General features: G+C 57.5%; 23 protein-coding genes and 1 pseudogene. 7 read left to right on the top strand and 17 right to left on the bottom strand.

Features of this window, described 5'->3' with window-relative positions; genetic code table 11:
• Positions 1–168: 168 nt before the first annotated feature.
• From ACR0IV_RS14940 to dctP, 6 genes are all read right to left on the bottom strand, one after another.
• Entirely contained in the window at positions 169–576 is a 408-nt protein-coding gene (locus tag ACR0IV_RS14940) for a universal stress protein (protein WP_480659568.1), read from the bottom strand.
• Between the two features lie 116 nt (positions 577–692).
• A complete protein-coding gene (locus ACR0IV_RS14945; protein WP_480659569.1) occupies positions 693–2,207 on the bottom strand; it encodes a malonate--CoA ligase in 1,515 nt (504 codons plus the stop codon).
• 5 nt (positions 2,208–2,212) lie between these two features.
• Positions 2,213–3,469 (bottom strand): malonyl-CoA decarboxylase, encoded by a 1,257-nt coding sequence (locus tag ACR0IV_RS14950; RefSeq protein ID WP_480659570.1) that lies wholly within the window; start codon positions 3,467–3,469, stop codon positions 2,213–2,215.
• Positions 3,466–4,782, bottom strand: a complete 1,317-nt coding sequence (locus ACR0IV_RS14955) for a TRAP transporter large permease (RefSeq protein WP_480659571.1) — start codon at positions 4,780–4,782, stop codon at positions 3,466–3,468. The genes ACR0IV_RS14950 and ACR0IV_RS14955 overlap by 4 nt, the downstream gene beginning before the upstream one ends.
• Before the next feature lie 5 nt (positions 4,783–4,787).
• Complete coding sequence (locus ACR0IV_RS14960; protein ID WP_480659572.1) at positions 4,788–5,330, bottom strand: TRAP transporter small permease; 543 nt, start codon at positions 5,328–5,330, stop codon at positions 4,788–4,790.
• Positions 5,331–5,432: 102 nt separating this feature from the next.
• Positions 5,433–6,419, bottom strand: a complete 987-nt coding sequence (dctP, locus tag ACR0IV_RS14965; protein ID WP_480472069.1) for a TRAP transporter substrate-binding protein DctP — start codon at positions 6,417–6,419, stop codon at positions 5,433–5,435.
• Between the two features lie 136 nt (positions 6,420–6,555).
• On the opposite strand from dctP, the gene ACR0IV_RS14970 reads away from it, so the two are divergent.
• Positions 6,556–7,212: a GntR family transcriptional regulator gene (locus ACR0IV_RS14970; RefSeq protein WP_480659573.1), complete on the top strand. Its 657-nt coding sequence runs from the start codon at positions 6,556–6,558 to the stop codon at positions 7,210–7,212.
• A 117-nt stretch (positions 7,213–7,329) separates the two neighbouring features.
• Here the strand turns inward: ACR0IV_RS14970 and ACR0IV_RS14975 are convergent, their stop codons facing one another.
• The 3 genes and pseudogenes from ACR0IV_RS14975 to ACR0IV_RS14985 form a co-directional block, all read right to left on the bottom strand.
• Positions 7,330–7,707: a VOC family protein gene (locus tag ACR0IV_RS14975; RefSeq protein WP_480472067.1), complete on the bottom strand. Its 378-nt coding sequence runs from the start codon at positions 7,705–7,707 to the stop codon at positions 7,330–7,332.
• 3 nt (positions 7,708–7,710) lie between these two features.
• Positions 7,711–8,259: a thioredoxin family protein gene (locus tag ACR0IV_RS14980; RefSeq protein WP_480472066.1), complete on the bottom strand. Its 549-nt coding sequence runs from the start codon at positions 8,257–8,259 to the stop codon at positions 7,711–7,713.
• A gap of 151 nt (positions 8,260–8,410) precedes the next feature.
• Positions 8,411–8,698: pseudogene (locus ACR0IV_RS14985) on the bottom strand (putative quinol monooxygenase); the annotation flags it as partial.
• On the opposite strand from ACR0IV_RS14985, the gene ACR0IV_RS14990 reads away from it, so the two are divergent.
• A complete protein-coding gene (locus tag ACR0IV_RS14990; RefSeq protein WP_480659574.1) occupies positions 8,682–9,587 on the top strand; it encodes a LysR family transcriptional regulator in 906 nt (301 codons plus the stop codon). The pseudogene ACR0IV_RS14985 and the gene ACR0IV_RS14990 overlap by 17 nt on opposite strands.
• 89 nt (positions 9,588–9,676) lie before the next feature.
• On the opposite strand, the gene ACR0IV_RS14995 is transcribed toward ACR0IV_RS14990, so the two are convergent.
• The 3 genes from ACR0IV_RS14995 to ACR0IV_RS15005 all read right to left on the bottom strand — a co-directional run bounded on the left by ACR0IV_RS14995 (position 9,677) and on the right by ACR0IV_RS15005 (position 12,013).
• Positions 9,677–10,219, bottom strand: a complete 543-nt coding sequence (locus ACR0IV_RS14995; protein WP_480659575.1) for a cytochrome b — start codon at positions 10,217–10,219, stop codon at positions 9,677–9,679.
• A gap of 423 nt (positions 10,220–10,642) precedes the next feature.
• Positions 10,643–11,701, bottom strand: coding sequence for a DUF3500 domain-containing protein (locus tag ACR0IV_RS15000; protein WP_480472063.1), 1,059 nt, complete (start codon positions 11,699–11,701; stop codon positions 10,643–10,645).
• 12 nt (positions 11,702–11,713) lie between these two features.
• Positions 11,714–12,013, bottom strand: coding sequence for a DUF2218 domain-containing protein (locus ACR0IV_RS15005; RefSeq protein WP_480472062.1), 300 nt, complete (start codon positions 12,011–12,013; stop codon positions 11,714–11,716).
• 368 nt (positions 12,014–12,381) lie between these two features.
• Between ACR0IV_RS15005 and ACR0IV_RS15010 the strand changes: the two genes are divergently transcribed.
• On the top strand, positions 12,382–13,935 hold the full coding sequence (locus tag ACR0IV_RS15010) for a trimethylamine methyltransferase family protein (RefSeq protein WP_480659576.1): 1,554 nt from the start codon (positions 12,382–12,384) through the stop codon (positions 13,933–13,935).
• A gap of 120 nt (positions 13,936–14,055) precedes the next feature.
• Here the strand turns inward: ACR0IV_RS15010 and ACR0IV_RS15015 are convergent, their stop codons facing one another.
• The 5 genes from ACR0IV_RS15015 to ACR0IV_RS15035 all read right to left on the bottom strand — a co-directional run bounded on the left by ACR0IV_RS15015 (position 14,056) and on the right by ACR0IV_RS15035 (position 20,426).
• Positions 14,056–15,882, bottom strand: coding sequence for a BCCT family transporter (locus ACR0IV_RS15015; protein WP_480659577.1), 1,827 nt, complete (start codon positions 15,880–15,882; stop codon positions 14,056–14,058).
• Between the two features lie 68 nt (positions 15,883–15,950).
• Complete coding sequence (locus tag ACR0IV_RS15020; protein WP_480659578.1) at positions 15,951–17,291, bottom strand: NAD(P)/FAD-dependent oxidoreductase; 1,341 nt, start codon at positions 17,289–17,291, stop codon at positions 15,951–15,953.
• Positions 17,288–18,784, bottom strand: coding sequence for an aldehyde dehydrogenase (locus ACR0IV_RS15025; RefSeq protein WP_480659579.1), 1,497 nt, complete (start codon positions 18,782–18,784; stop codon positions 17,288–17,290). The genes ACR0IV_RS15020 and ACR0IV_RS15025 overlap by 4 nt, the downstream gene beginning before the upstream one ends.
• Before the next feature lie 5 nt (positions 18,785–18,789).
• A complete protein-coding gene (locus ACR0IV_RS15030) occupies positions 18,790–19,707 on the bottom strand; it encodes a dihydrodipicolinate synthase family protein (RefSeq protein ID WP_480659580.1) in 918 nt (305 codons plus the stop codon).
• 8 nt (positions 19,708–19,715) lie between these two features.
• Positions 19,716–20,426 (bottom strand): GntR family transcriptional regulator, encoded by a 711-nt coding sequence (locus tag ACR0IV_RS15035; RefSeq protein ID WP_480659581.1) that lies wholly within the window; start codon positions 20,424–20,426, stop codon positions 19,716–19,718.
• Positions 20,427–20,660: 234 nt separating this feature from the next.
• On the opposite strand from ACR0IV_RS15035, the gene ACR0IV_RS15040 reads away from it, so the two are divergent.
• The 4 genes from ACR0IV_RS15040 (at position 20,661) to ACR0IV_RS15055 (ending at position 25,738) form a co-directional block, all read left to right on the top strand.
• Positions 20,661–21,611, top strand: coding sequence for a GlxA family transcriptional regulator (locus ACR0IV_RS15040; RefSeq protein WP_480659582.1), 951 nt, complete (start codon positions 20,661–20,663; stop codon positions 21,609–21,611).
• Between the two features lie 182 nt (positions 21,612–21,793).
• Entirely contained in the window at positions 21,794–22,570 is a 777-nt protein-coding gene (locus tag ACR0IV_RS15045) for a DeoR/GlpR family DNA-binding transcription regulator (protein WP_480659583.1), read from the top strand.
• Between the two features lie 85 nt (positions 22,571–22,655).
• Positions 22,656–24,344, top strand: coding sequence for a Na/Pi cotransporter family protein (locus tag ACR0IV_RS15050; RefSeq protein ID WP_480659584.1), 1,689 nt, complete (start codon positions 22,656–22,658; stop codon positions 24,342–24,344).
• Positions 24,345–24,550: 206 nt separating this feature from the next.
• On the top strand, positions 24,551–25,738 hold the full coding sequence (locus ACR0IV_RS15055) for a 2-aminoethylphosphonate--pyruvate transaminase (RefSeq protein ID WP_480659585.1): 1,188 nt from the start codon (positions 24,551–24,553) through the stop codon (positions 25,736–25,738).
• Positions 25,739–25,750: the final 12 nt, after the last annotated feature.

The following is a 25,750-nucleotide window of genomic DNA, read 5'->3' on the forward strand; positions in this document are numbered from 1 at the left end:
AGCAGTTTGATTAACTGCGGGACGCATCTGTGCGCAGCCATCCTGCCGTGGGCTAACTTTTCAATACCGAATGCTCGCGTGAGCTGGTCTGCTATGAGTTCGACCAGTCAAGATAATGGTGTGCGGGCATCCGTCGATATATGCTTCAACGGATGCCTCAGATATCTGTTATCGAACCACATGAACCGAGCACGGAGCGTGACGTACCACGCGTGCAGCGGTCGAACCCAGAAGGTAATCCTGCAGGCCGGGGCGGTGGCTTGCGATGACTATGCAATCCGTTTCATGTGACGCTGCATAGTCTAGAATCCCGCGGCCTGCGTGCCCCTCGACCACTTCAATTTTGGCGCCCGAAACATCACCGATCAGCGGTTTCAGCTTGTCGCTGATTGCCGTTTTGGCAATGTCAAAGTGGTTCTCGGGCAGTAAGTCGCTGGTGTATTGCGGCAGATGTTCGACAACATGGAGCAATGTCATACTGCCATCGCTTTGCCAAAGGGCCCGTGCAACCTGGATAGACTGCGCGACGTCGCGATCTGCGTCAAAGGAAACGGGCACAAGTATATTTCGATACATTGATCAACTCCGAAAAATGCAACGACCAGTGCACACAAAGATTGCGTACGCTGGCCGTTGAAGTTTGACCTGCAGCATATTCGAGGAGAGTGGCTGCATGGTCGGGGAAGGTCATGTCAGGCGGCCACAAACATGTCTTTGTACTGGTCACGCAGGACGTTCTTTTGAACTTTGCCCATGGTGTTGCGGGGTAACTCGTCCAGCAGGATCAGTTTGCGGGGGTGCTTGAACCGCGCCAGGCTGTCACGCACGGCGCCCATCATCGCATCCAGATCGGGGGACTGGCCCGGCTCGGCCACGATCACACCCAAAACGGTTTCGCCAAAGTCAGGATGCGGCACGCCAACCACCGCGCTTTCCATGACGCCGGGCTGATCATCCAGAACCAGCTCAATTTCCTTGGGATAGATGTTGTATCCGCCCGAGATGATCAGGTCTTTGTTGCGACCAACGATATGGACATACCCATCATCGTCGATGCGACCCAGATCGCCGGTGATGAAGAACCCATTCTCGCGCAGTTCGGCGGCGGTTTTCTCCGGCATCTGCCAGTAGCCCTTGAACACGTTGGGACCGCGCACTTCGATCTCGCCGATCTCGCCCTGCGGCAGCGGGTTGCCATCTGAATCGCAGATCTGCAGTTCGACCCCGGGCAAGGGAAAGCCCACGGTGCCTGCGCGGCGGTCACCGTCATAAGGGTTTGAGGTGTTCATATTGGTTTCGGTCATGCCATAGCGTTCCAGGATGCGATGACCGGTACGTTCTTCAAACTGCACATGAGTTTCGGCCAGCAACGGGGCCGAGCCCGAAACGAACAGGCGCATATGTGCGGCCAGATCCTTGGTGAAACGATCATCGTCCAGCAGGCGGGTGTAGAAGGTCGGCACGCCCATCATGGTCGTGGCGTCCGGCATCCGCCCGATGATCTCATCCAGATCGAATTTGGGCATGAAAACGATGCTGCTGCCCGCGGCCAGCGTGACATTGGTGGCCACGAATAGTCCGTGAGTGTGAAAGATCGGCAGCGCGTGCAGCAGCACGTCGTCGGATGTGAAGCGCCATTCCTTGACCAGCACCTGCGCATTCGACAACAGGTTGTTCTGGGTCAGCATTGCACCCTTCGACCGGCCCGTAGTCCCCGAGGTATAGAGGAACGCGGCCAGATCATCGCCGTCACGGTCAACGGTCTCAAAGCTGGCAGGCATGGCGGCTGCCTGCTCCATCAGGCTGCCGCTGCCATCAGCGTTCAGGGTTTCCACCTTCGCGTCAAGCTGCGCACCAACCGGGGCGAGTTTCTCTTCGCTGCGGCTGTCACAAACGATCAGCGAGGCGCCACTGTTTTCGATGAAATAGGTCAGTTCATCCACCGTGTAGGCGGTGTTGAGCGGCAGGAATACAAGACCAGCCTGCGCGCAGGCGGCATACAGCGCCAGCGCTTCGGGCGATTTCTCGATCTGTGCCGCAACCCGGTCGCCGGGTTTCAGCCCCAGCTGCGTTGCCACATGGGCGATCTGTGCGGCGGTGCTCAGAAAGTCCTGATGGGTGATGGTCGTTCCGTCGAGCAGCTGCAAAAAGGCTGTGTCTTTACCGGCATGAGCGCCGAACAAACCGTCATAGAGAGGATTGGCCATAAGGGTTACCTTTCCTGTGTCGTGGTGAGAGAGGCTGACGCGGCAAGCGATTTGGCCTCGGGCGAGGCAATGACCTCGCGGGTATTGGCGAACTGCTCGTGGTTCTGGGCCACACGGCCAAGGTCATAAAGATAGTTGACCATTGTCCCGCCAGACTGCGCCCGGCCCTTGTCCGAAACATCGGCATCGGCATGGACTGCATGGACCAGCGCGCCATTGCCAAGATGGAACCGCGCGACCGGATCGAACGGCAGATCGCCCCGGCCTTTTGCGTTCAGCAAGTAATGTGCCGCCAGTGCCTTCATCTGATCGGGCTCTTCGATGTTCCAATCGGTGCTTTCCTGCGACAACCATTTGGTCAGCCCCGGAATTGGCGAGAGTGTGACGAAAGTCTTAAGCCCTGCTAACTCAGCCGACAGGTCCGAGGCCACTTGCTTAATCAGCGAATTGCCGAAAGAGATGCTGGCGAGCCCGGCCTGACAGTTGGAGATCGAATAGAACACCGCCGTATCGGCCTGATCTTCAGGCAAAGGATCGCGGTCTTCGGCCAGCAAAGCCTGAACCGAACCCGGAATGCCGCTGTTCAGCGCCACTTCGACAAAGATCAGCGGTTCATCCGGCATCGAGGGGTGGAAGAAGGCAAAGCAGCGCCGATCCGTGGGTTCAAGCCTGCGGCGCAGGTCGTCCCAGCTGTCGATAGCATGCACCGCTTCATAGGCGATGATCTTTTCAAGGATATGCGCCGGGCTCTCCCAGTTGATCGGGCGCAGCACCAGAAAGCCGCGGTTGAACCAGCTGGCGAACAGGTGCCTGAAATCCAGATCAAGCGCCTGCAACTCGGGCTCCTTGCCGCCCAGCCGCAGCAGGTCGGCGCGCATCTGAACCAGCGCCCCGGTGGCACCGGGTACCCGGTTCAGGCGGCGGATCATCTCTTGCCGCGCCGGTTCGACGGCGGCGGCGAAGGTGCGATAGCTGGCCTTCGAGGGGTTGCGCTCGTACTCGTCCAGTGACGAACGCACCGCCTCGGGGTCGATATTCATGGCGGTGGCGAGATAACGGAAGAACTCCAGCTTGTCGTCATCGCTCAGCGTATCGAACCTTGTCAGGATTTCCTCGGCCAGAGCCAGCCCCGAGGTTTCCCCTGCTGACCCAACCAGCGCGTCGGCCAGTTCGGTCAGCGGGCGGCCATCCGGGGCCACCGCGCTGTCGCGTCGGTAACGCCGCTCGAACACGGTGGATAGAAGATCCGCCAGCAGGGTCATACCGCTGCTCCCATGATCACGTCGGGCAGCCAAGTGGCCAGACCGGGGAACAGGCAGAGCAGGATGATTGCGATCACCATGCAGGCCACGAAGGGCAGCGAACCGGTCAGGATAGTCTTCAGCGAGATATCGGGCGCAATGCCGTTGATCACATAAAGGTTCAGACCAACCGGGGGTGAGATCAGGCCAATTTCCATGTTGATGGTCAGCACAACCGCGAACCAGATCGGGTCAAAGCCGGCGGTGGTGATGATCGGCAGCAGGATCGGTGCCGCCATCAGGATCACAGCCACGGGTGGCAGGAAGAACCCGGCGATCAGCAGGAACACGTTGACCGCGCCCATCAGAACCCAGCGGTTCACATCCAGCGTACCGATCCATTCGGCAATCGCCTGGGTGATGAACAGCGAACTGAGCATGTACGAGAACACACCGGCAGCAGCAATGATGAACAGGATCATCACGCTTTCCTTGGTGCTGTCACGCAGCACGACCCAGATGTCCTTGGGGTTCCACAGCTTGTAGATAATTATCGCGATCAGCAGGCAGAGCAGGGCACCAACAGCGGCTGTTTCCGAAGGCGTGGCGATGCCGCCATACATGGCATAGAGCACGCCCAGAATGATGCCAAGGAAGGGCAGAACACGCGGCAGGATCTCGAACCGTTCAGCCCAAGTATAGCTGCCCGAACCCAGACGCGTCGCGTCGCCAGATCTCCAGGTCGAATACAGCGACCAGGCCATGAACAGGCCAACCAGCATCAGACCGGGGATTACGCCGGCCAGGAACAGGCGGCCAATCGAGGTTTCGGTGGCGATACCGTAGACGATCATGGTGACCGATGGCGGGATCAGGATACCCAGCGTTCCGCCTGCAGCGATGGAACCGGCGGCCACACCGTCGGGATAACCACGCTTGCGCATCTCGGGGATGCCCATCTTGCCGATGGCGGCACAGGTGGCGGGCGAAGAGCCAGACATGGCCGCGAACAGGGCGCAGGCGCCAAGGTTCGAGACGACCAGACCACCGGGAACTCGGGTCAGCCAGCGCTCGAGCGCTTCATAAAGGTCTGCCCCAGCTCTGGTAGAGGCGATTGAGGCCCCCATGATGATGAACATCGGGATGGACAGAAGGGCGAAGTTATCGAGCTTGCCGAACAGGATTTCCGGCATCAGTTCCAGCGAACGCGGGCCGTCGAAGACGATCAGGAACCCGGCCGAGACGATCAGCAGACCGATGGCGACCGATACGCCCGAGAACAAAACGAGGATGGTGGCGATGGCGACAATTGCGCCGAGCAAAAGGGGATCCATCGGCTTTACTCCAGTCCGAAGGGTTTATCGATGCCAAGCAGGACGGCGACGAGGTCGGCGATCAGCTGCAACAGCAGCAGGCCAAAGCCAACCGGGATGGCGAGATAGGGAATCCACAGGCGAACACCCCAGACGGTGTCGGATTTCCAGCCGCGCTCCCACGCGAAATGCCAGTATTCGTAGCCGTAGAACAGCATGACCGAGACGATGACGATGGAAAGAACCGACGTCAGGATCGCCATGAAGAAGCGCGCACGCGGTGCCAGTGAGATTGGGATCAGGTCGACATTCACATGCCCGCGCAGGCGCTGCACATAAGGCAGCCCGACCAGCGTGGCCGCGATGACCAGATAGATGACCGCTTCGGTTTGCCAGATGGTCGATTGATTCAGCACGAAGCGCACGACGATCATCTGGCAAGTGATAGCGACAGCAGCGACGATCATTCCTGCGGAACACCAGCCCGCCAGAGTTGAAAGTGCGGCGACGAAGCGAAGGAAGGGATTGTTCCCTGTGTGGGAAGCAACGGCAGAGCTATGACCGGCCATTTGCGCCTCCTGTGATTGAGATGCAATTAAGTCTGAAGATCAGAGAAGATCAGAACTGAGATCAGGGGCCGGGCGGCGGCGGGGCCGCCCGGTGAGAGGGGGTCACTCGACCGCCAGAGCCTTGTCCAGCAGGTCCTGCCCATCAGGAACCTCTTCTACGAAGGCTTTGTAGGACGTCTCTTGTGCCAGGGCGCGCCAGGCTTCGAAGTCTTCCGGGCTCATCTCGGCAATTTCGACACCAGCCTCTTCAAAGACCTTGGCCGAGTTTGCGTCCTGTTTCTTGGCTTCTTCCAGATAGAAGGCCTGTGCTTTTTCCGAAGCAGCCAGCAGGGCGGCCTGCTGTTCTTCGTTCAGACCATCAAAGGTCGATTTGTTCATCAGCAGCGGCTGATACATGAACCACAGGGCCACATCGCCCGCAGGGGTGTAGCACGCGACCTGCTCGTAGATGCGATAGCTGACGAAGGACGAAGACGAGGTGTTGGCTGCCTGCAGAACGCCGGTTTGCATCGCGTTATAGATTTCCGACGATGCCATGGATGCGATCGAAGCATCTGCACCTGCCAGCATTTGCTCGAACGACTTACCAGCCGCGCGAGTTTGCAGACCCGCCACATCCTCGGGGTTGGTGATGCATTTGTCCTTACCGGCGAAGCCACCAGCCAGATAGCCGTGTACCAGAACCATTACATCATCGTCGGCCATCTTGGCCTCAAGCGCGTCCATGAAGGGGGAATCCGCCAGGCGGGCTGCGTGATCGTGGTTCTTCACCAGACCCGGCATCAGCGTCAGGTTATAGGCGGGCTGCTGGCCACCGGCATAGCTGAGCGGCAGAACCGTCATATCCAGCTGACCCCGGCTGAGCGGCTTGTACTGCTCGCGCGGTTTGAACAGCGATTTCGAGCCGAAGATCTTGATGTCCAGGTCGACATCGGCAGCGGCGACCTCATCGGCGACCATCTGCGCCACCTGATGGCGGATGTCTTTATTCGACCACTGATGCGACAGACGTAGTTCTTTTGCACTGGCCAGCGTACCGGCAGATGCAAGCGCCATCGCGGCAACGGCGGTTTTGAGAATGGCTTTCATTTTTTCCTCCCTGTGAAACCCGGGCTGACCGGGGATACTGGAAATCATAGGGGGCTTATGTTTTTTTAGTCAAGTATTTTGTATACAAGAATTGAATTCTTGAGTTCTCGTTAATTTGTGAATAAAACAATAAGCCATGGACCAACGCCTTGCGGATACCATTGCCCAAGACCTGGAAGAGCTGATCTTTGACGGCACTTTCCCAGCCGGAGATCGTCTGGACGAAGTTCGCCTGGCTGATCAATTCGGCGTTTCACGCACACCACTTCGAGAAGCATTTCAAAGGCTTGCCCTGTCGGGGTTGGTTGACCTCATCCCGCGCCGTGGCGCTTTTGTCCGACAGCCCGGCCCGGTGGAGCTGATGGAGATGTTTGAGGTCATGGCTGAGCTTGAAGCTGTTTGCGGACGCCTTGCTGCTCTGCGCATATCGGACAAGGCTTTGGAGGATTTGTCCGACGCAAACAACAAGTGCCAGATGGCGGTGGATGCCGGGGACCCGGATACCTACTACCTCGAAAACGAGCGGTTTCATCGAACCATATACAATCAGTCCGGCAACTCGTTTCTGGAGCAAGAGGCGTCGAAGTTGCATAGAAGGTTGAAACCCTTCCGGCGGCAACAGCTGCGGTTCCGTGGACGTATGGAGCAGTCGATGTCCGAACACGAGGATATCGTGAATGCGCTCGACAAAGGAGATCCAGAGGAAACGGCGAATGCATTGCGCACCCACGTCGCCGTGCAGGGCGAGAAGTTCCACAACCTCATGGCCTCTTTGAAGAACACATCCGAATAACGTCATTCGCGCAGTGCGCGGCGGTGCCCAGGGTCACCTTGAGGCTGGGATGTCTAGCGGTATAAGCAGACGGCTTTGTATATTGGTTGGGTGAGGGGCGACTTAACTGGCTATCACTTATTCATCCATGGCGAAGTCGATATGAATGTGATTGCCATCAGGATCCCAGACATTCAGTTGCACAATATTTGCTGCAGCCAAATCCGTGCGCCGATACGTGACGTCCAACTGTTGCAGCTTGTCCTCGAACGTTGCGCGCCCGTTTGCGGAGAACGCGAAATGCTCAAGCTTCAGGCTTGTTTCCGAACCCACCGCTTCGGTCTCAACCCCCACTAAGTGCACGTAAGCGGTGTCGCCGGCATAGAGCCATGCGCCCGGAAACGGAAAATTCGGCCGTTCACCGACCCTCAATCCCAATACGTGTTGGTACCATTCGATCATCTGGCTCAGACGCGTAGTCCGCAGGTTCACATGATTCAGAGTCTCGATTGGCATGTCTTACCTGCGCGACCATTTGATCGAGCAACCCATCGAGGTGATCTGCTCGCGTGGTCCCTGACCGGTTTCTGAGATTTGGAGCATGGCGTTGACCAGTTCCGGAGTTCGATTATCGGTCGCTCCCATGTGTGCATCATCCAGTCGACCGCGATATTGCAGCTCACCATTGGCGTTCAGTCCGAAAAAATCCGGCGTGCAGACTGCGTTATACGCTCGACCCACAGACTGGTCCTCATCAACGAGATAGGGAAAGGCGAAACCGTTGCGACGTGCAAATTCCTCCATCCGGGGCGGCGCGTCTTCAGGGTAATCCTGATAATTGTTGGACATCACCGCCAAAACGCCAATGCCTTTGGACATAAGGTAATCCGCATCACTTGCAAGCCGGGCAGCGATGGCTTTGACGTATGGACAATGATTGCAAATGAAAGCGATCAGCAAGCCGTTCCCCAGATGGTCAGACATCTTGACCGGCACGCCAGCCGGAGTTTTTAGCGTGAAGTCCGGCGCCTTCCAGCCAAAGTCGCAGATCGGGGTGTCCAGCAGCATGATCGCTTTCCTTTGTGATGAGCCCTGGCGGCGTTCACCCGACCGAGGTCATTTCGTTCAGCGTGAATTCCACAACCGCACCTTCGGTGGCGGCCATATAGTCCTTCAGGTGTTGATTATTCATATGGGTTTGCCACAATTCGCGCGATTCCCAGTTCTCATAAAACAGGAAATGCGCTGGATTGTCGTTATCCTGATGCAGGTCGTAATTGATGCATCCCTCTTCGGCACGAGTGATGTCGATCAGTTTGATCAGCTCAGCCTTCACCAGTTCGATCTGATCCGGGTTGGCCTTGATGTTGGCCACGATGGTTAGTTTTGCCATGTTATTTATCCTCAATCGGTACTGAGGAGTACTTATCCCGTTGCCTCTGCCGGATAAACGGGTATTGATCGGATAGATAATCCGAAAATTCCGCATAATGCTCCTGAAGAACATCGCTCTATTTCTGCAGATCGTCGAAAAAGGTTCACTCACCGCAGCCGCGCGCGAGGCGGGATTGTCCGCAACCACAGTGTCCGAGCGACTGGCAGCCCTCGAAGCACACTACGGTGTTGTACTGCTGAACCGGACGACCCGTTCCGTCCGCTTGACGGAAGAAGGCCGCGCGCTGGTTGAAGGTGCGCGCGAAGTGTTGGAATCCGTTGACGAGCTTGATGCGCGTATCCGTATGGGTGCACAAACGCTCAGCGGACCTATCCGAGTGTCTGCGCCCAATGATCTGGGGCGCTCGATTGTGTCAAAGGCAATCGGGAATTTTCTGACAGAGCATCCAGATATTTCGATCGAACTGTCGCTTTCGGATGGCTATGTCGACGTGGTGGGTGAAGGTATCGACATTGCTTTGCGCTTCGGCGAGATCGGTGACAGCACATTGCGAAGACGTAGTCTGGGTGAGTTTCGGCGGCTGGTCTGTGCTGCACCGAACTATCTGGAGCAGCAGGGGACCCCAAGCGCACCATCGGACTTGAGCACGCATAACTGCCTCGTGATGCGATTTGGTACCCATCTCGATAATCAATGGCGCTTTGGGCGCGGTTCTGAGCAGCAGGTCGTTACCGCCAGGGGTGATCGCGTCGCAAATGATGGCGCGTTGGTTCGGCAGTGGGGGTTGGAGGGGCGCGGGATCATCCTGAAATCTGCGCTGGATGTCAGCGCCGACATCGATAGTGGAGACCTTGTAGAAATCCTGCCGTCTTACGCGCCATCACCGACGCCGCTGCAGATGCTCTTCCCACCTGGCCGAACTCAGCCACGGCGTGTGCGAGCCTTTGCGGATCATCTTGAGAAAGCTGTGCGCCGTTCCGTGGAGCAACACATTGACTGAGACCGAAGTCAGTTCAAATTGCCAGATGTTATCCCTGAAGACCGGATCACACGGATAGAAGGCCGTGTGATCCGGGCGCAGAAATTTGCTTAACGTGCTCCCAGCATCCGCCTCAGGGTACCGTCCTTGTTGATGATGTGGTGCTTGATCGCTCCGACGACGTGCAGAAGGATTGCAGCGATAACGATCTTGGCGGCTAGAATGTGGATGAGCTCACCAAGCTCTGCCAGGCTTTCATTGATGGCAATTGGTCGCCCGGTGTCGCCAAGGTTGGCCGCCATCAGATCCAGACCAAAGAGCGTCAGCCCGCGACCGGACATATAGGCATCCAGCATACCCGACAACGGCATCGCGATCGTGCCCAGGATCAGCACCCAATGAACCACCCGCGCCAGACCGTGTTCCATACGGGTGCCGGAGCTGACCTCTTGCGGCCATCCCATGCGCAGACGCAGAACCGCACGCCATAGGATGAAGATAAAAAGGAGCATGCCGAGGGATTTGTGAAGACCATACAGGGCGAACTGTTCGGTGCGGGTCATGTACAGACCCATTGCAATGACCGCGATCATACCCAGCCCGACGATCCAGTGCAGAGAGATCTCGGTGCGGGTCAGAGGTGTGGTAGACATGGCTCGTTCCTTTGTGATGTGCCAAGCGTTGAGGGCTAAACGGTCAAACCGGGCGGTTCCGGCGAAATAAACCTGTTCGCCTTAGATTTTGCTCAACGGATCGATTGTCGTTGAGCAGCAGGCCAGCACGGTCTTCTGTCGCGGCACTGAAGTCGGCTGGTATCTGGGCATAGCTGGGAGCTTTCGGTGCAGGACTGGTGGAGAACACCCAGCCTCTCGCGACCAGGTGCAATCCGGCGACGTTGACACACCTACACGCGCAATGCGCAGGCAAGCGTTGAAATCATCCTCGCTGTTTCGACCGCCCTGATGTGGCGATGACTCGACTTCACCCCAGTGATTTATTTAGCGGCTTCAGAGTTCTAGACTGACGGTCTTCGATCATGACTATTTCGACTTGATGGGCATATGCGTTGCGAGAGTTTATTGGCCGTACTCTTTGGTCGGGTTGCGATAGATTGTGTGGTAGTGCCCCGAACCCACGGCGCTGCTGCCTACATTGCCGCCGGTCGACAGCATCTCGATGATCAACGTCGGGCCTTGGATGCGCATATATGTGGGTGTGTTGACCTCATCGGTTCCCGACCAGGCAAATGAGATGTCTTCCAATCCATCAGACAGTTCGGCCATGCGCGGGATGGCGTTTTCATCCGGCTGAATCGCAACCCATTCCTTGATGGCAGCCAGCAATAGCTCTCGCTGCCCGGTATCCATATCCGCGGCAGACAAGCCGATCACCGACGGAATGGTGCCATCCTGCCCCGGTCCGGTCAGCACATCCTCGGGGATTGTGCCCGCATCTGCAGCGGTCTGTTGTGCTGCGTTCAGAGCAGAAAAGACTGCGTACCCGGACAGGTGCATGTCGCGCACAGCCTGATAGTCAACTCCGTTGACTGTAAATATTGCCGGTTCGGTGCCGACAAACGTGGGCGACATGGTTTCGATCCGGTTGCTTTCGATCGAGATGTTCAGGGCAAGATGATGCCCGCCGAACTGCCATCCCCATGATCCGTCGGTTGAGGGTGTGCCGAAGAAAGACAGCCAGTAATTCTCTGGTGCCCATTGCAGCTGTTTGGCGCGCTTGTCCGCACTCAGGAACGTCTCAGCGGCCAACGCCTCGACCACGCTCTGATAGCCGTCCTCGCCCAGCGATGACGCCAGGAATTCAAACAGCAACGCGCGCTGCTCGTCCGAGAGTTCGCCGACCGAGATACCCGTCCGCTCAACGATCCCCGCAGGCAGGTTGGACCATTGCGCGCGGTTGGGGCTGCCCATATCAAACATGAACTGAGCCTTCGCGCCATCGTCGATGCTGGCCAGAAACGTCTGGGCCGCCTCAAGGGCTGCGACGCCCGATGCCGGTCCGTAAGGCTGCGCGTAGGCTGGGATCGGGAAGATCTGCGCATGTTCATGAGTTGGGGCTTCATGTGCGAACGCGGTCGTGGCGAGGAACAACGCTGCGGTTATCGTCAAAGCTCTCATCGTCATTATCCTTTATTCAATGTCCGTAGCTTCGGGCCAAATCACGCGCAAATCCTCGCGAAAGGCGAACCGCTCTAAATGAGAGCCAAGGATTTCTTGCAACTTCTGCAACTGTTCAAAGGTCTCGGCTTGGGCGCTCAACCGCAGAATGTCACCCTCGGCCTGTGCCCGCGCCGTGCCAGCTGAAAAGTGGAACACGACCTCATCTGTTTGTCGTTCAACATTGATCTTGTGGCCAAAATGTTTGGAAAGCTGTTCGACATACCCGTCGGCCTTCGGGGTTGAGAGCATGGTTTTTGATGACACTGGCATCCGGCAATCTCCGCTTTGTACTGAAGCGGATATAGCAACGCCATATTTGCTGGATTAGTTCGTTTTGTCAGATTTCTTTCTTCGATGAGTTGAATGAATGGATATCCGTATCCGAAGGTTTATTCCATAGTGGCTGCTGACCAGACCACCTTTATCCAGCTTCAGCGCGCGATTTGTTGGAAGTTTAGGCACCCTGAAAGAGCGCCTGTGCCCATTCTGGAGGTCTTAAACAGCGGCTGCGGTCGAAGCGAATTTGGCCGATAGCGTTCAAAGTCCGATCATGTCGTTTCCTGCAAGCGGGTTTCGGGAATCGTCAAGTGAGCCGTCGTCAAAACTGAAAGGATCGTGGAAACTGCTGGAGAAACCTGATGACGACAGAAACGGTAACTCGTTCCCGGTCTGGTGGGCGGTTGGCCCGCCGCGCCATCCGCACCGCACCCAAGTTTGACATGCTTCCGGGCCTGACGCGCGGCATACCGCTGTGCGAGGTGATGGATCAGGCGCATGTCGAACGGATCGACGCGGCCTCGATGGATATATTGGAGAATGTTGGCGTCCAGTTCCGTGATCCGATTGCACTGGAAGACTGGAAGAAGGCGGGCGCAAAGGTCGAGGGCGAGCTTGTCTTCCTCGATCGGGGCTTGGTGCGCGAATTGATCGCCACGATCCCTTCGGATTTCACCTACCACGCGCGCGACCCGAATAAGAATGTGCGGCTGGGTGGAAATCACTCAATCTTTGTGCCGATGACCGGCGCGCCGTTCCTGCGCGATCTGGATGATGTGCGTCGCAACCCGACGCTGGACGATTTGGCGATGTTCCACAAGCTGGCACATATGATGCCCGCGCTGCATTCTTCGGCCCACCATATTGTCGAGCCATATGATCACCCGATCAGCCAGCGGCATTTGCGGATCACCTATTCGTCCATGAAGCACTCGGACAAGACGTTCATGGGCATGACGACATCGCCCAAGAACGCCGAGGATGTGATGGAGATGTGCGCGATCCTGTTCGGCGAGGAATATCTTGAGGATCACCCCGTCACCACGGGTAACTGTAACGGAAACTCTCCGCTGGTGTGGGACGAAACCATGCTGGGCGCGATGCGCGCGTTCTGCCGTCGTAAGCAGCCGGTGCTGTGTTCGCCTTTCGTATTGGGCGGTGCCAACACACCCGCCAGTGTACCGGCCACGGTGGCGCAGTTGAACGCCGAAGCGTTAAGCGCGCTGGCCTATACTCAGGTCATTCGCAAGGGGGCTCCCGCGATCTACGGGCATTACCTTTCCACGGTCTCGATGAAATCCGGTGCACCGATGGCAGGTACGCCTGAGATCAGCCTCATGAATTTCATGATCGGCCAGATGGCGCGATACTATGGCGTGCCATGGCGGACCTCGAACACGCTGGGCGGGGCCAAGACCTTTGACGCGCAGGCCGGGTACGAATCCGCCACCACCCTGAGCGCCGTGATCCATGCCGGAGCAAACTATATCTGGCATTCGGCGGGCTGGAATGAGGCCGGGATGCATTGCTCGGTCGCGAAGTTCATCGTCGATGCCGAACAATGCGCAATGGCCTATCGCATGGCGGAAGGTCCCAAATGGGCCGATTTCGATCAAGCCGTCGCAGCGGTTCCTGATGTAGGCCCTGGAGGTCACTATCTGGGCCATCCGCACACGCAGGAGAACTTCCAGCAGGCTTTCTTCATGCCTGAGCTCTTCGACAACAACTCGATCGAGCAATGGCAGGCCGAGGGCAGCGTCGAGATCACCGAGCGCGCTCTCAAACATGCGCGCAAGCTGCTGGCCGAGTATCAGGAACCCAAGTTGGACGATGCCAAGAACGAAGCGCTGCTGGATTATATCGCGCGTCGTGAGCGCGAGATACCGGCAGCGGATGAATTGAACCAGTCTTACTGAGCCGGATACACTCCCCGAACTGGCCCGTCTTTCTTTCAGGACGGGCCCTTTTTTGTTTCTCAAACGCGAAACGCCGCCCGAATTGGGCGGCGTTCCTAGTTTGGATTTGAGCGCTGTGGCTTATTCAGCAGCCTGCGTAGCGGTGCCTTCGTGCTTGTCGCGCAGCCCGTCACGGTAGAGCGCTTTGCACAGTGAGATGCACATCAGGCCCATTACCATGGTGAAAGGCAGTGCACCGATGATCATTGCGTTGCGCAATGCGTCCATCGGGTTGTTTTCACCCGCTGCCAGGATCAGCGCACCAATGACTGCCGTCAGGATCACACCCCAGATGATACGGTGCTTGATGCCCGTCTCCTGGCTGCCGCCTGACATGATCGTATTCATCACCAGAATACCTGAGTCCGCAGAGGTCACCAGGAAGGTCATGATCAGGATCACGCACATCACGTTCAGCATCGACAGCAGGCCACCGTCGATCATGTAGGACAGCGTCACGAACAGCTTGTTGGTGTTCGATGCGCCGATGATCGCGCCCTCAGCCGCGCCTGCCAGCTCAAGGTCGATCGCGGTGCCGCCCAGAACGGTCATCCATGCAAAGCAGACCAGCGCGGGTGCGAAGACGCAGCCCAGGATGAACTCACGCACGGTACGTCCCTTCGAGATGCGTGCCAGGAACAGGCCCACAAACGGCGAGAACGCAATCCACCAAGCCCAGTAGAAGGTAGTCCAGCCGGCTTGCCAGCCGAACTGACGACCTTGCTCACCTGCGGCGTAAGCTGCGGCCAGAGTGGCCTCATCCAGTTCCGCTGCAGCCCCTTCCAGACCGCTCTTGAAGCCGTCAAAGCTGCCCCAGGCGTTGGTTGCACCGCCCATCAGGGCATCCGCATGCGCCTGTGCTTCGGCAGGCAGAGCTGCCGCGAAGGCTTCGGCCGAAAGCGGGCCATAGGCACCGAAGCTCAGCGAGATGAAGTGCAGGATATAGTCGACCATTGCCGTGCCATAAGTGGTCATGGCGAAGACGAACGAGCCAAACACAACGAAGGTGCCCAGCAGGATGATCGACAGAACCAGGTTCAGGTTCGACAGGTATTTCACACCCCGGCCAACACCCGATACCGCCGAGATGATCGACAGGCACATGATGACAACCAGGCCGGTGATCAGACCCACTTTGGACGGGGTTGGCACTTCACCACCCAGATCCATCACCCATCCCATACCGGTGATGGCATAGACACCGTCGATGAACTGGCTGACGCCGTAACCGATGGTGACGGAAACACCCAGGATCGTTGCAACAACACCCAGTACGTCAACCACATGGCCCAGAAAGCCGTTCATCAGTTTGCCGAACAGCGGCGTCAGGGCTGAACGGATGGTCAGCGGCATGTCGCGGGTATAGGCGTAGTAGGCCAGCGACAGGCCAGTCACCACGTAGATCGCCCAAGCATGGAAGCCATAATGCAGGAAGGTGAAGCGATAGGCCGACTGCAGCGCCTCGGGCGTGTTGCCGGCCACATCTTCCGACACCACCACCGGGTTCGAGCCCCAAAGGCCCAAAGGCTCGGCTGTGGCAAAGACCATCAGGCCGACGCCCAGACCGGCCCCGAACATCATCGAAAACCACGAAAAGTTCGAGAACTCGGGCTTTTCGCCCGGTGTGCCCATGACGCGTTTGCCGGTACCCGGAATGATGGCCACTATGGCCAGAAAGAAGAAGAACAGCCCGACGATGATGACGTAGAAGCCGTTGAAGCTTTCCAGAAGCTTGCCGTTCCAGCTGCCCAGGGTGCCGTTCGCATTGGCCGGAAACACCAAAGCCCACAGCACCAGCGCAACCATGATCGCCTTACTGATAAGCGCAATCGGAACGCTGTAATTCTCATAAAATCCGGCATCCGCCGTCTTTATCTCCAAATCCGTAAAAGGGTCCTTTATCGACATCTAATTCCTCCCGTGTCGAGTTTCCCGCCATTCACTGGCTGTTCTTATTGGCATGATCGCAAATCGGTTTATTCGTCGGTTGCTTTCCATTCCTTCCATCTCAGGATCAGGTTCGCTCCAATCTCGCGGAACGGTTGCGGAGGCAGCTGCTTCGGCGCAGCCTCGGCGTTGAAATGTCGTGAAATTTCGGATTGATGGCCGCAGGCCATCTCGGCGGCGGCGATGCCCGTCAATGTGCCGCGCGCTGTGCCCAGCCCATTCTGCACGCAGCCCGAATAGACACCGGTGTCGATTTCTCGCGCCACAGAGACGCTGTTCAGGCTCAGGCAAAGGTGACCGGCCCATTGAAATTCCATCTGACAGCCCGCCAGTTGTGGAAAGCGCTGGTCGAATTTGCGTTGCATGACTCTGCCAGCCCGGCGCAAGTCGCTTGGGGAGGCCGCCATTCTGGGACGCAGCGCTGCGCAGGTGCGGGTGATAATCCGGTTACCGCCCTGACCGGTGTCTATGCGGCGCACTGTCGTGCCCATCGGGTCAGACGGGGTCACGCCCCAACGTCTCTGCCCACCCAGTTTGTGAAGTGCGTCATCATCCAGCTCGGGTGTCATCGCCGCAAACAGGAACAACTGCATCAGTCGGTTGCGCTCGATCCCGAAGCTTTCCAGATGGCCATTGACGGTCAGTATGACTTTCGGAGCAGTCACCGCGCCTTTTTGGGTCATCACCTGCCAGCCTTCACCCTTGCGGGCAAAACCGGTAACGGGACTGTTTTCGAAGATGCGCACGCCTTGTCCGGCAAGCCCGTCTGCCATCCCTCGGATGTAACCAGCAGGTTGCAGCATCACGGTACCAGACGTGTAAAGCCCGGAAACGTAATGGCGCGAGCCGGTCAGTTCGAACATCTGCTGCGGGTCCAGCACCTGACTCTCCTCACCCAGCGAGGCGAGATGCTCAGCGTAACTTTTGTTGTGGGCCTCGGCTTTTTCAGTGGCAGCCCCATTCACCTTGCCAGAGGGATCAAAGAAATTCGGATCGATCTGGTATTCTTCCACCGCCGACCGGGCAAAGCTTATGGCCTGCCGGTTCAATGCGATCGTTTTTCGATCATCACCACCGCCGGAGTAGTCGTCCGAGGCCAGATCATGCGGCAGGTCGATCATGAAGCCCGAGTTTCTTCCTGCCGCTCCCTCTGCTACGCGCCCGGCCTCGATTACCACGACACAGGCATTGGGTTGCAACTGCAGAATGCGCCGGGCTGCGGATAGGCCAGCATATCCTGCACCGATGATTGCAAAGTCGGCGCTTTGATCGTCATCCAGCACTGCCGCAGGGGCCTGGTCGCCCAGAATGACACTCCAGGCGGCAGGTCCTCGTTGGACCGGTAGGGTATGTGCAGTGTAGCGTGTCAATTCACAGCCTCGTCTGCGTCATCGGCAAGATCAATCCAGATGGTTTTCAACTGGGTATACTGATCATGGGCGTGAACTGAGTTGTCACGTCCGCCAAAACCCGACTGTTTGAAGCCTCCAAACGGCGTCGAGATGTCGCCTTCGCCAAAACTGTTCACTGTTACGGTGCCAGCGCGCAGCGCACGGGCGCCACGGATCGCGCGTTTTGCATTGGCGGTGAAGATCGATGCGCAGAGCCCGTATTCGGTGTCATTGGCAACCGAGATTGCCTCATCAAACCCGGACACTTCGATAACCGACAACACCGGGCCAAAAATTTCCTCGCGCGCAAGGATGGCATTGTTATCAGAGACTTCGACAACTGTTGCCTCAACAAATCCGTTATCGACCTTACCACCGATCACGACGTTTTCGGCTTGATCAAGATAGCCGCATACCTTGTTGTAATGTCCTTCGGACACAAGCGCGCCCATGCGTGTTTCCGGGTTCAACGGGTCGCCGATATTCCACTGCTTGGCGTGATGTGCGATTCGGTCCAGCAATTCGCTTTTCACGTCTTTGTGTACGATCAGGCGTGAACTGGCCGAGCAATTCTCACCCATGTTCCAGAACGCGCCATTGACCAGATGCTGGGCCACGCGGTCCAGGTTCTCGGCATCGTCCATCACGATGGCAGGGTTTTTGCCGCCCATCTCAAGCACAACCTCTTTGGCATTGGATTCAGCCGAGTAGGTCAGAAAGCGCTTGCCTGTCACGGTCGAGCCGGTGAACGAGACCATGTCGATACCCATGTGACGACCAATCGGTTCTCCGACATCCGCCCCTCCGCCTGGCACGATGTTGAGAACGCCGGCCGGGATACCGGCCTCCATCGCCAACTCTGCCACACGCAGCGCGGTCAGGGTGGTTTCCGCCGCCGGTTTGATAACCAGCGAACAACCCGCAGCCAAGGCCGGGCCGATCTTCCACGCCAGCATCAACAGCGGGAAGTTCCATGGTAGCACCAACCCTACGACGCCAATAGGCTCGCGGACGACCATCGCGATATGATCATCGGAGGCGGGCGAGACCTGATCGTAGATTTTGTCGATCGCTTCGGCGTGCCATTTCAGGCAGTGGATGGTCTCGGGTACATCCACGGTCTCACAGTCATAGATGGTCTTGCCACTGTCGATGCTCTCCATCACCGCAAGCTCGCGCGCGTTGCGAGTCATCAGCTTGCACAGACGGATCAGCACATCCTTGCGCTCGGACGGGTGCAGTTTCGACCAGCGGCCATCGTCAAAGGACACGCGCGCCTTTTCGACCGCAAAATCCACGTCTGCGGCATCGCAGGCGGCAATCTCGGCCAGTTTGTCGCCTGTGGCCGGATTGACGGTTGTGAAAGTTTTGCCGGACATCGCCGGGCGGAAGCCGCCATCGATGAAAGCGCCGGTAGGCAAGTCCAGACCCGCGGCAATGGATTTGTATTCGTCCTGAGTCAGCAGATTCATGTCTATTACCCCTCTGCCACGATGTCGGCGATTTTGCGTTTCAACACACGCGCGACCTGTTCCAGCGCGCGTTTGTCATCCTTGTTCAACCCGCGCAGCGGTGGGCGCATGACGCCCGCATCGATCCCGTTCATGGTGACGCCATGTTTGATGGTCTGGATGAACTTGCCGCCCTGTTCCAGCACGTGCATCAGCGGCAGCATCGCTGACATGATGCGGCGGCCCTTGTCGAAATTGCCCTCGACCACACAGGCATTGTAGAGCGCCACGTGTTCGGCAGGCAGGAAGTTCGATCCACCACAGACCCAGAAGGGCGCGCCCCAGGCGAAGAATTCCAGCGCCTGATCGTCCATGCCGCAGCCCAGTTGGATATGCGGATAGTCGCGTGCCAGCAGATGCACCCGATTGATATCGCCTGAGCTTTCCTTGATGCCGCAGAAATTGCGGCTGCGGCCGACGCGGTCCAGAAACTCTTCGCCCATCATGGTGCCGGTGCGGTGTGGATAGTTGTACAGCATCACCGGCAGATCAGCGGCTTTGTCGATGGCCAGCGCGTTCAGCGCGTTTTCCTGATCGGTGGGCACTGAATAGGCCGGACTGGCCAGCAGGATCGCATCCGCGCCAATCTCGCGCGCGCCAATGGCCAGAGCGATCGAATCTGGTGTCATCATCGCGCCGGTCCCCACGACCAGCGGCAAACGGCCCTTCAAACATTGTTGGGTGAACTTGGCCAGCTCCAGCCGCTCGGCCACGGTCTGGGAATAATTCTCGCCGGTCGATCCGCCCGAGATCAGGCCATGCACGCCGTTTTCGATCAGATATTCGATCACATCAGACAGGGCATCCCAATTGACGCTGCCATCTTCATGATAAGGGGTCACCACCGGGGTGTAGATCCCTTCAAACTTGAACAGGGGAGTCATTTACATCCTCATGCAGGGGTTTTGCGCGCCACGGTCCCCAGCGGCAGGTCAAGCCCGGTGGGCGTGACGAACAGCTCGATCTGGTCGCGCGAGAGATTCCAGTGATCGATGGCCAGCTGCGCAGCAGCCGCCTCATCACCCGCCTCGATGGCGGTGATGATGGCGTCATGCTGGAAGCTGGCTTCAGAGAGATTGTCAACCATCGTCGCATCTTGCGGACGGTAGAAGGTCATGCCGATCCGGGCGTGGTCGATCAACAGCCGTTTGAAGGATGGCAACAGATAGATGTTATCCGCCATATCTCCGGTAACCTCATGGAACCGGTTGTTCGCCATCGCCCGATCCGCACCCGAACCGGATCGCAGCGCCGTTTTGAATATGTCTTGCGCTTGCTTTAACTCATCTATTTGGGCGGGTTTTGCGTTCTTGGCGGCCAGCTGCAGGATGGCGCCGTAGATCATCGGCGCCGCCAGAAAGAAATCCCGCAACGTGGTATAGGACATGCCAGAGACTCGCGCGCCCCGATTTTCCCGCAGCTCCACATAGCCTTCGCCTGCAAGCTGCCGAAACACCTCTCGCAGCGGCGTGCGCGATATCTGAAATTCATCCGACAGTGTCGCTTCGTCCAGATCCGCACCGGGGCTCATGGCCAGAGTCAGGATTTCGGTCTTGAGGTGTTCATAGAGTTCCGACTTCCGGCGCCGGGCTGCATCTTTCATCAAAACTGCTCCATTTCGTGGCTTCGAGTCTCTTGTGTGCGGGGTCGATTGCGCAGCCTTACAAGAAAATACAAATTGAGTACAATGAAAAAAATAGGAGTATGCAATTTCCTCCGAACGGGCTAAGCGACAGATTGGGATGTGCGTTTGCCGACAATCGCCAACCCCAAGGCTCACTCAAACCAGAGGACAGATATTTTTGCTGTCTGCTGGAATTCTGATACGAAGGTCACCATGTCCAAAACCCAGCATTTTACGTTCTTGCTGATCGAGGAGTTCTCTCATCTGGCCTTTTCCTGTGCGGTCGAGCCCTTGCGGATCGCCAATCTGGTTCAGGGCGAAGAGCTGTATAAGTGGTCGATCCTGTCCGAGGATGGGGAAAGGGTAACCTGCTCCAACGGCATCGTGACGATTGTGGATGGAGGAATCTCGCACATCCCGAAATGTGACCGGCTGTTTGTTCTGTCCGGCATTAACATGCGCAACCACGTAACCCGCCCTTTATTGGGCGCGTTACGGCGTGAACGGGCGTTGGGAACTCCTATCGGGGCGTTGTGTTCGGGTTCCTGGCTTTTGGCCGAGGCGGGTTTTCTGGATGGGTCAGAGGCCGCGATCCACTGGGAATATCATGACAGTTTCATGGAAGCCTTCCCCGAAGTGAATCTGGTGCGCAGCGTGTTCACGGCGGATGGCAGATACATCAGCGCGTCGGGGGGGACAGCGACTGCTGACCTGATGCTGCATCTGATCGAGCAGGATCACGGTCATGATCTGGCGGTCTCGGTCTCGGATCAGATGGTGTACAATGCAGTTCGCAATTCAACCGCTGAGCAGCGCGTTTCATTGCAGTCGCGTAACGGGATGCGCAACGCTCATCTGGCAAAGGCGATCCAGATCATGGAGCGGAACCTCGAAGCCCCGATTTCTCCGACTGAGATTGCGTCAGAACTTGGGATTTCGACACGCCAACTTGAGCGGCTATTCGGTAAATTCCTGAATGCGTCGCCGAAAAAGTATTTCATGGAGATGCGACTGGATCGAGCCCGGAAGCTGCTGCTGCAGACCGAGGCTTCTGTCACGGATGTCGCGATCGCATGTGGATTTGAGAACCCAGGGCATTTCTCGCGGGTGTACCGCGCTAATTTCGGCATCACGCCACAGATGCAGAAAAATAAAATTGATTGAGATGCTTCAATGCTCGCAAAAACAGCAGGTTAATCCTGCGATTTGCGGGTTTGACGCCTGACTCTGGTCAGGATACGAATTCTTGGCCTGTATTTATGTGGGTATTTTTGTCATAATCCAACAATTATGTGGACTTCTTTAGCTATTTTGTTACACCCGTCCTTCAAGGATGGAATAATTAGATGACGGACCAGTTCTCTCTCACGCCGCGAGAGATGCAATTGCTAGAAGCCTTACGTAGCCTCGGAGGCGATGCGCGCAACGCCGAGTTGGCGAGTTTTCTTGATGTTTCGGAAGAAACGATCCGGCGTACGGTCAAGTCGCTCTCCAAGCGTGGTCTGATTACGCGTGCCCACGGCGCTGCACGCCTGACCGGGGCGCGGCATGATACTAATTATTTCCAGAGACTGGGCGCGCATATCAACGAAAAGCGCAGGATCGCCGAAACAATCGCAAATCAGGTTCCCGATGGCGCATTTCTGTTTTTGGATGTTGGAAGCACCACGGCCTTCGTGGCCGAAGCATTGCGAGGCAAAAGCAGCCTTAGGGTAGTCACTAATTCCTCGAACGTGGCGCACACGCTGCTTGCGCGTCAGGGCAACCGCGTGTTTCTGCTGGGTGGTGAGATGCATCGTGACAGTCTGGGCGCGTTCGGCTTCGTTGCGGAAAGTCAGGCCAGACGGTATCTTTATGATTTTGCTATCCTCAGCGCGGATGCGTTGAGCGCCAAGGCGGGCTTCATGTATCTCGACTCGTCGGAAGCTGAGCTTGCTGCCGTCGTCGCGGAGCGCGCCGAAATGACGATCATGGCGATGGTTCATCAGAAACTCGGGGCTCTCGCCCCGCACCAAGGGCTTGCCCCTCAGCTGATTTCGAAACTCGTGACCGATGCTGAGCCCGGAAAGAAGCTGTCCGCCAGGCTGGAGCATTGGCAGATCGAAGTTGAGATGGCCGCCTGATGTCACTGACCTCTTTAACAGAAATTAGGAAATACGGGGCAGACCAGAAAGCCCGCATTTCAAACCGGCAGAAAGATCGCGCAGAATGGCAATTTTAGTATTCTTGACGCAACTGGCCGGTGCCACAATGCTCTTGCTGTTTGCGGTTCGTATGGTCCGCACCGGGATCGAGCGCAGCTATGGCGCGTCGTTTCAGCGGGTGCTGACGCGGAATGAAAGCATGGTGGGTTCGAGCCTTACCGGCCTGCTGTTGGCGGTAGTGCTGCAATCGTCGGCGGCGGTTGCGCTGCTGGCCTCGGGCTTTGCCGCCGGTGGATATCTGGCCTTTCCCGCCGGTCTGGCTGTTGTGCTGGGCGCGGATCTGGGCTCGGCACTTGTGATCCAGATTCTGTCTTTCCGACTGGATTGGTTGGTTCCGCTATTGCTGGCAGTAGGCGGCTGGCTGTTCGTCAAGACCGAACGCAAGAAGCCGCGCCAGATCGGGCGCATTCTGATGGGGATTGCCTTTATCCTGATCTCGCTGCGGTTCCTGCGCGAGGCAATGGATCCGATCCGTGACAGCGCTTTCCTGCCCGCAATCGCCGACTATTTGGTGCGCGACTACGTGACGGCATTTCTTGTCGGCGGTGCTCTGGCATTTGTCATGCACAGCTCGGTGGCGGCGATCCTGATGTGTGTCACATTGGTGCAAATCGGTGCGTTGCCATTTTCCGCCGGTCTGTCCCTTGTTCTGGGAGCGAATATGGGCAGTGCGCTGATACCGGTTTGGCTGACCCGCGGGATGGAGGCGCGCGCCCGTCGCATCCCCTTTGCCAATCTGGCGTTGCGCGGGGTTTGGGCGGTGCTCTGTCTGTTTGCTGCAAATCTGGCTTTGCGTTCCGGGTTGGTAAGTGGCGATTACCAAGGTCAGATGCTGGTGAACGCGCATCTTATGTTCAATGCCTCTTTGCTGATCCTGTCGCTGCCGTTCTGCACGTTGCTACAACCTCCGTTCGAACGCCTCTTCCCCGATGCTGCGCCAAACAGTCAGGCCGATCCGCTGGCGCGCCCGGTCAGCGCGTTGGATCCCGGCTTGGTTGAAACGCCGACACTGGCCGTCTCGGCGCTCAAGCGGGAGCTTCTGCGCATGGCTGATTTGGTGCAGATGATGTTCAGTCCCTTGCTTGGCCTTTACCGATCTGGCGATGAAGAACAGATCAAGGCCATTCAGGATATCGATCTGGATGTGAACCAGTGCCTGACGGATATTCGCACCTTCGTGGCCTCACTGCCGTCCGATAACATGGACTCCCGGCATGCGGATGTTGCCCGCGACGTGCTGGAATATGCGGTGCGTCTTGAGACGGCGGGGGACGTTGTGGCCAAACGACTGACCGTGCTGGCATCGGAATTGCGCGAGAGCGGTAAGCAGTTCTCGCCGGAAGGCTGGGCGGAACTGCAGGAGATGCACGAGAAAATCCTGGCGAATCTCAAACTGGCAACGAACGTGATTCTCTCGGAAGACCTCGAGAGCGCGCGTCTGCTAAATCTCGAAAAGACCGAGATCAAACGGGCCGAGCGCGACAGTCGCAAGCGGCATTTCCGCAGGTTGCAGAACGGTATGATCGACAGCTTTGAAACCAGCGATGTGCATCTCGAGACCCTGCGCGCATTGCGCGAGTTCAACAGTCATATCGCAGCGATCTCGACACCGATTCTGTATTCGAATGGCCAGTTGCTGGAAACGCGGTTGATTGAAACCTTGTCGCAACGAGAACGCGAAGCGGAGACCTGAGAGCCACCTGCGTTTCGCAAGATTTTCGGTCGTATATCGGCGCTGCTTTGCCCACATTTTGGTCCACGTCGCGCATTTGCGGGCGGCTTTTTTGCGGCCGCTCGACGTCTATAAATAAATCCTATGATAAGATTGATATTATCGATTTTACATATGGGCCTCTGGGTTGCAAAGGGTTGATGAGAACGCGGTATCGGAGGTGAAGGATGAACAGAAGTGACCGGAAGATTGAAGCACCTCGTTTGGGTGAAGCTTATCTTCTGACGCCGGGGCCTTTGACGACATCTTATCCGGTGAAACAGGCGATGCTGCAGGACTGGGGCAGCTGGGACGAAGATTTCCGCGCGATGACGCGCGAGATGCGCAGCCGGTTGCTGGCGTTGCTGGGCGAGGGTGCCGAAGAGTTTGACTGCGTTCCGATGCAAGGCTCGGGCAGCTTTGCGGTTGAGGCGATGTTGGCGGCGTTCATTCCGCGGGATGGCAAGGCGCTGGTACTGGCGAACGGGGCTTATGGTCAGCGTTCGGCGCAGACGCTGGCCTATCTGGGACGCGATCATGTGGTGCTGGACAAAGGCGATTACTTGCCGCCGCGAGGGTCGGAAGTGGCCGAGATTCTGGCCCAGGATCCTGCGATCACCCATGTAGTTGCGATCCATTGCGAGACCTCATCGGGTATTCTGAACCCGGTCGAGGAGATTTCGGAAGCCGTCTACGGGGCAGGGCGCAAGCTGCTGATCGACTCGATGTCGGCCTTTGGCGCGATTGAACTCAAGCCGTCCGAGATCCGCTATGAGGCGATGGTCTCTTCCGCCAATAAGTGTATCGAAGGCGTGCCGGGCTTTGGTTTCATCATCGCCCGCAAGGATGAACTTGAGGCGGCCAAGGGCAACAGCCATTCGCTGTCTCTGGATGTGCACGCGCAATGGGCGCACATGGAAAAGACCGGCCAGTGGCGGTTCACGCCGCCGACCCATGTGGTTGCTGCCTTCCTTGAAGCGCTGCGCGCGCATGAGGCCGAAGGCGGTGTTGCGGGCCGTGGCGCACGCTATGCCCACAACCGCGATGTGATGGTTGCGGGCATGCGCGAGCTGGGCTTCGAGACCTTGCTGCAGAACCGCTGGCTGAGCCCGATCATCGTGACGTTCTTCTGCCCTGCGGACGAGAACTTCGTCTTTGACCGGTTTTATGAGCTGATGAAGGACAAAGGCTTTATCATCTATCCCGGCAAGCTGACGGTTGTGGACAGTTTCCGCGTCGGCTGCATCGGGCAAATGGATGAACATGTGATGCGGCAGGTTGTGGCCGCCGCCAAGGACAGCCTGGCCGAGATGGGGGTCGCGAGCGCGGCGCCTCCGGCACGGGCACTGGAAGAACGCGCCAAACTGGCCGCCTGAAAAGATAAAGGA

This window comes from Ruegeria sp. C2, assembly GCF_056537765.1.

Excerpts from the sequence above, each read along its gene's own strand:
- ACR0IV_RS15000 (WP_480472063.1), bottom strand. The coding sequence starts at position 11,701 with ATGAGAGCTTTGACGATAACCGCAGCGTTGTTCCTCGCCACGACCGCG.
- ACR0IV_RS14995 (WP_480659575.1), bottom strand. The coding sequence starts at position 10,219 with ATGTCTACCACACCTCTGACCCGCACCGAGATCTCTCTGCACTGGATC.
- ACR0IV_RS14975 (WP_480472067.1), bottom strand. The coding sequence starts at position 7,707 with ATGCCAATCGAGACTCTGAATCATGTGAACCTGCGGACTACGCGTCTG.
- ACR0IV_RS15035 (WP_480659581.1), bottom strand. The coding sequence starts at position 20,426 with ATGAAAGATGCAGCCCGGCGCCGGAAGTCGGAACTCTATGAACACCTC.
- ACR0IV_RS14960 (WP_480659572.1), bottom strand. The coding sequence starts at position 5,330 with ATGGCCGGTCATAGCTCTGCCGTTGCTTCCCACACAGGGAACAATCCC.
- ACR0IV_RS15025 (WP_480659579.1), bottom strand. The coding sequence starts at position 18,784 with ATGAATCTGCTGACTCAGGACGAATACAAATCCATTGCCGCGGGTCTG.
- ACR0IV_RS14955 (WP_480659571.1), bottom strand. The coding sequence starts at position 4,782 with ATGGATCCCCTTTTGCTCGGCGCAATTGTCGCCATCGCCACCATCCTC.
- ACR0IV_RS15015 (WP_480659577.1), bottom strand. The coding sequence starts at position 15,882 with ATGTCGATAAAGGACCCTTTTACGGATTTGGAGATAAAGACGGCGGAT.
- ACR0IV_RS14950 (WP_480659570.1), bottom strand. The coding sequence starts at position 3,469 with ATGACCCTGCTGGCGGATCTTCTATCCACCGTGTTCGAGCGGCGTTAC.
- ACR0IV_RS14980 (WP_480472066.1), bottom strand. The coding sequence starts at position 8,259 with ATGCTGCTGGACACCCCGATCTGCGACTTTGGCTGGAAGGCGCCGGAC.
- ACR0IV_RS14945 (WP_480659569.1), bottom strand. The coding sequence starts at position 2,207 with ATGGCCAATCCTCTCTATGACGGTTTGTTCGGCGCTCATGCCGGTAAA.
- ACR0IV_RS15045 (WP_480659583.1), top strand. The coding sequence starts at position 21,794 with ATGACGGACCAGTTCTCTCTCACGCCGCGAGAGATGCAATTGCTAGAA.
- dctP (WP_480472069.1), bottom strand. The coding sequence starts at position 6,419 with ATGAAAGCCATTCTCAAAACCGCCGTTGCCGCGATGGCGCTTGCATCT.
- ACR0IV_RS15040 (WP_480659582.1), top strand. The coding sequence starts at position 20,661 with ATGTCCAAAACCCAGCATTTTACGTTCTTGCTGATCGAGGAGTTCTCT.
- ACR0IV_RS15055 (WP_480659585.1), top strand. The coding sequence starts at position 24,551 with ATGAACAGAAGTGACCGGAAGATTGAAGCACCTCGTTTGGGTGAAGCT.
- ACR0IV_RS15030 (WP_480659580.1), bottom strand. The coding sequence starts at position 19,707 with ATGACTCCCCTGTTCAAGTTTGAAGGGATCTACACCCCGGTGGTGACC.
- ACR0IV_RS15010 (WP_480659576.1), top strand. The coding sequence starts at position 12,382 with ATGACGACAGAAACGGTAACTCGTTCCCGGTCTGGTGGGCGGTTGGCC.
- ACR0IV_RS14990 (WP_480659574.1), top strand. The coding sequence starts at position 8,682 with ATGCTCCTGAAGAACATCGCTCTATTTCTGCAGATCGTCGAAAAAGGT.
- ACR0IV_RS15050 (WP_480659584.1), top strand. The coding sequence starts at position 22,656 with ATGGCAATTTTAGTATTCTTGACGCAACTGGCCGGTGCCACAATGCTC.
- ACR0IV_RS14970 (WP_480659573.1), top strand. The coding sequence starts at position 6,556 with ATGGACCAACGCCTTGCGGATACCATTGCCCAAGACCTGGAAGAGCTG.
- ACR0IV_RS15005 (WP_480472062.1), bottom strand. The coding sequence starts at position 12,013 with ATGCCAGTGTCATCAAAAACCATGCTCTCAACCCCGAAGGCCGACGGG.
- ACR0IV_RS14940 (WP_480659568.1), bottom strand. The coding sequence starts at position 576 with ATGTATCGAAATATACTTGTGCCCGTTTCCTTTGACGCAGATCGCGAC.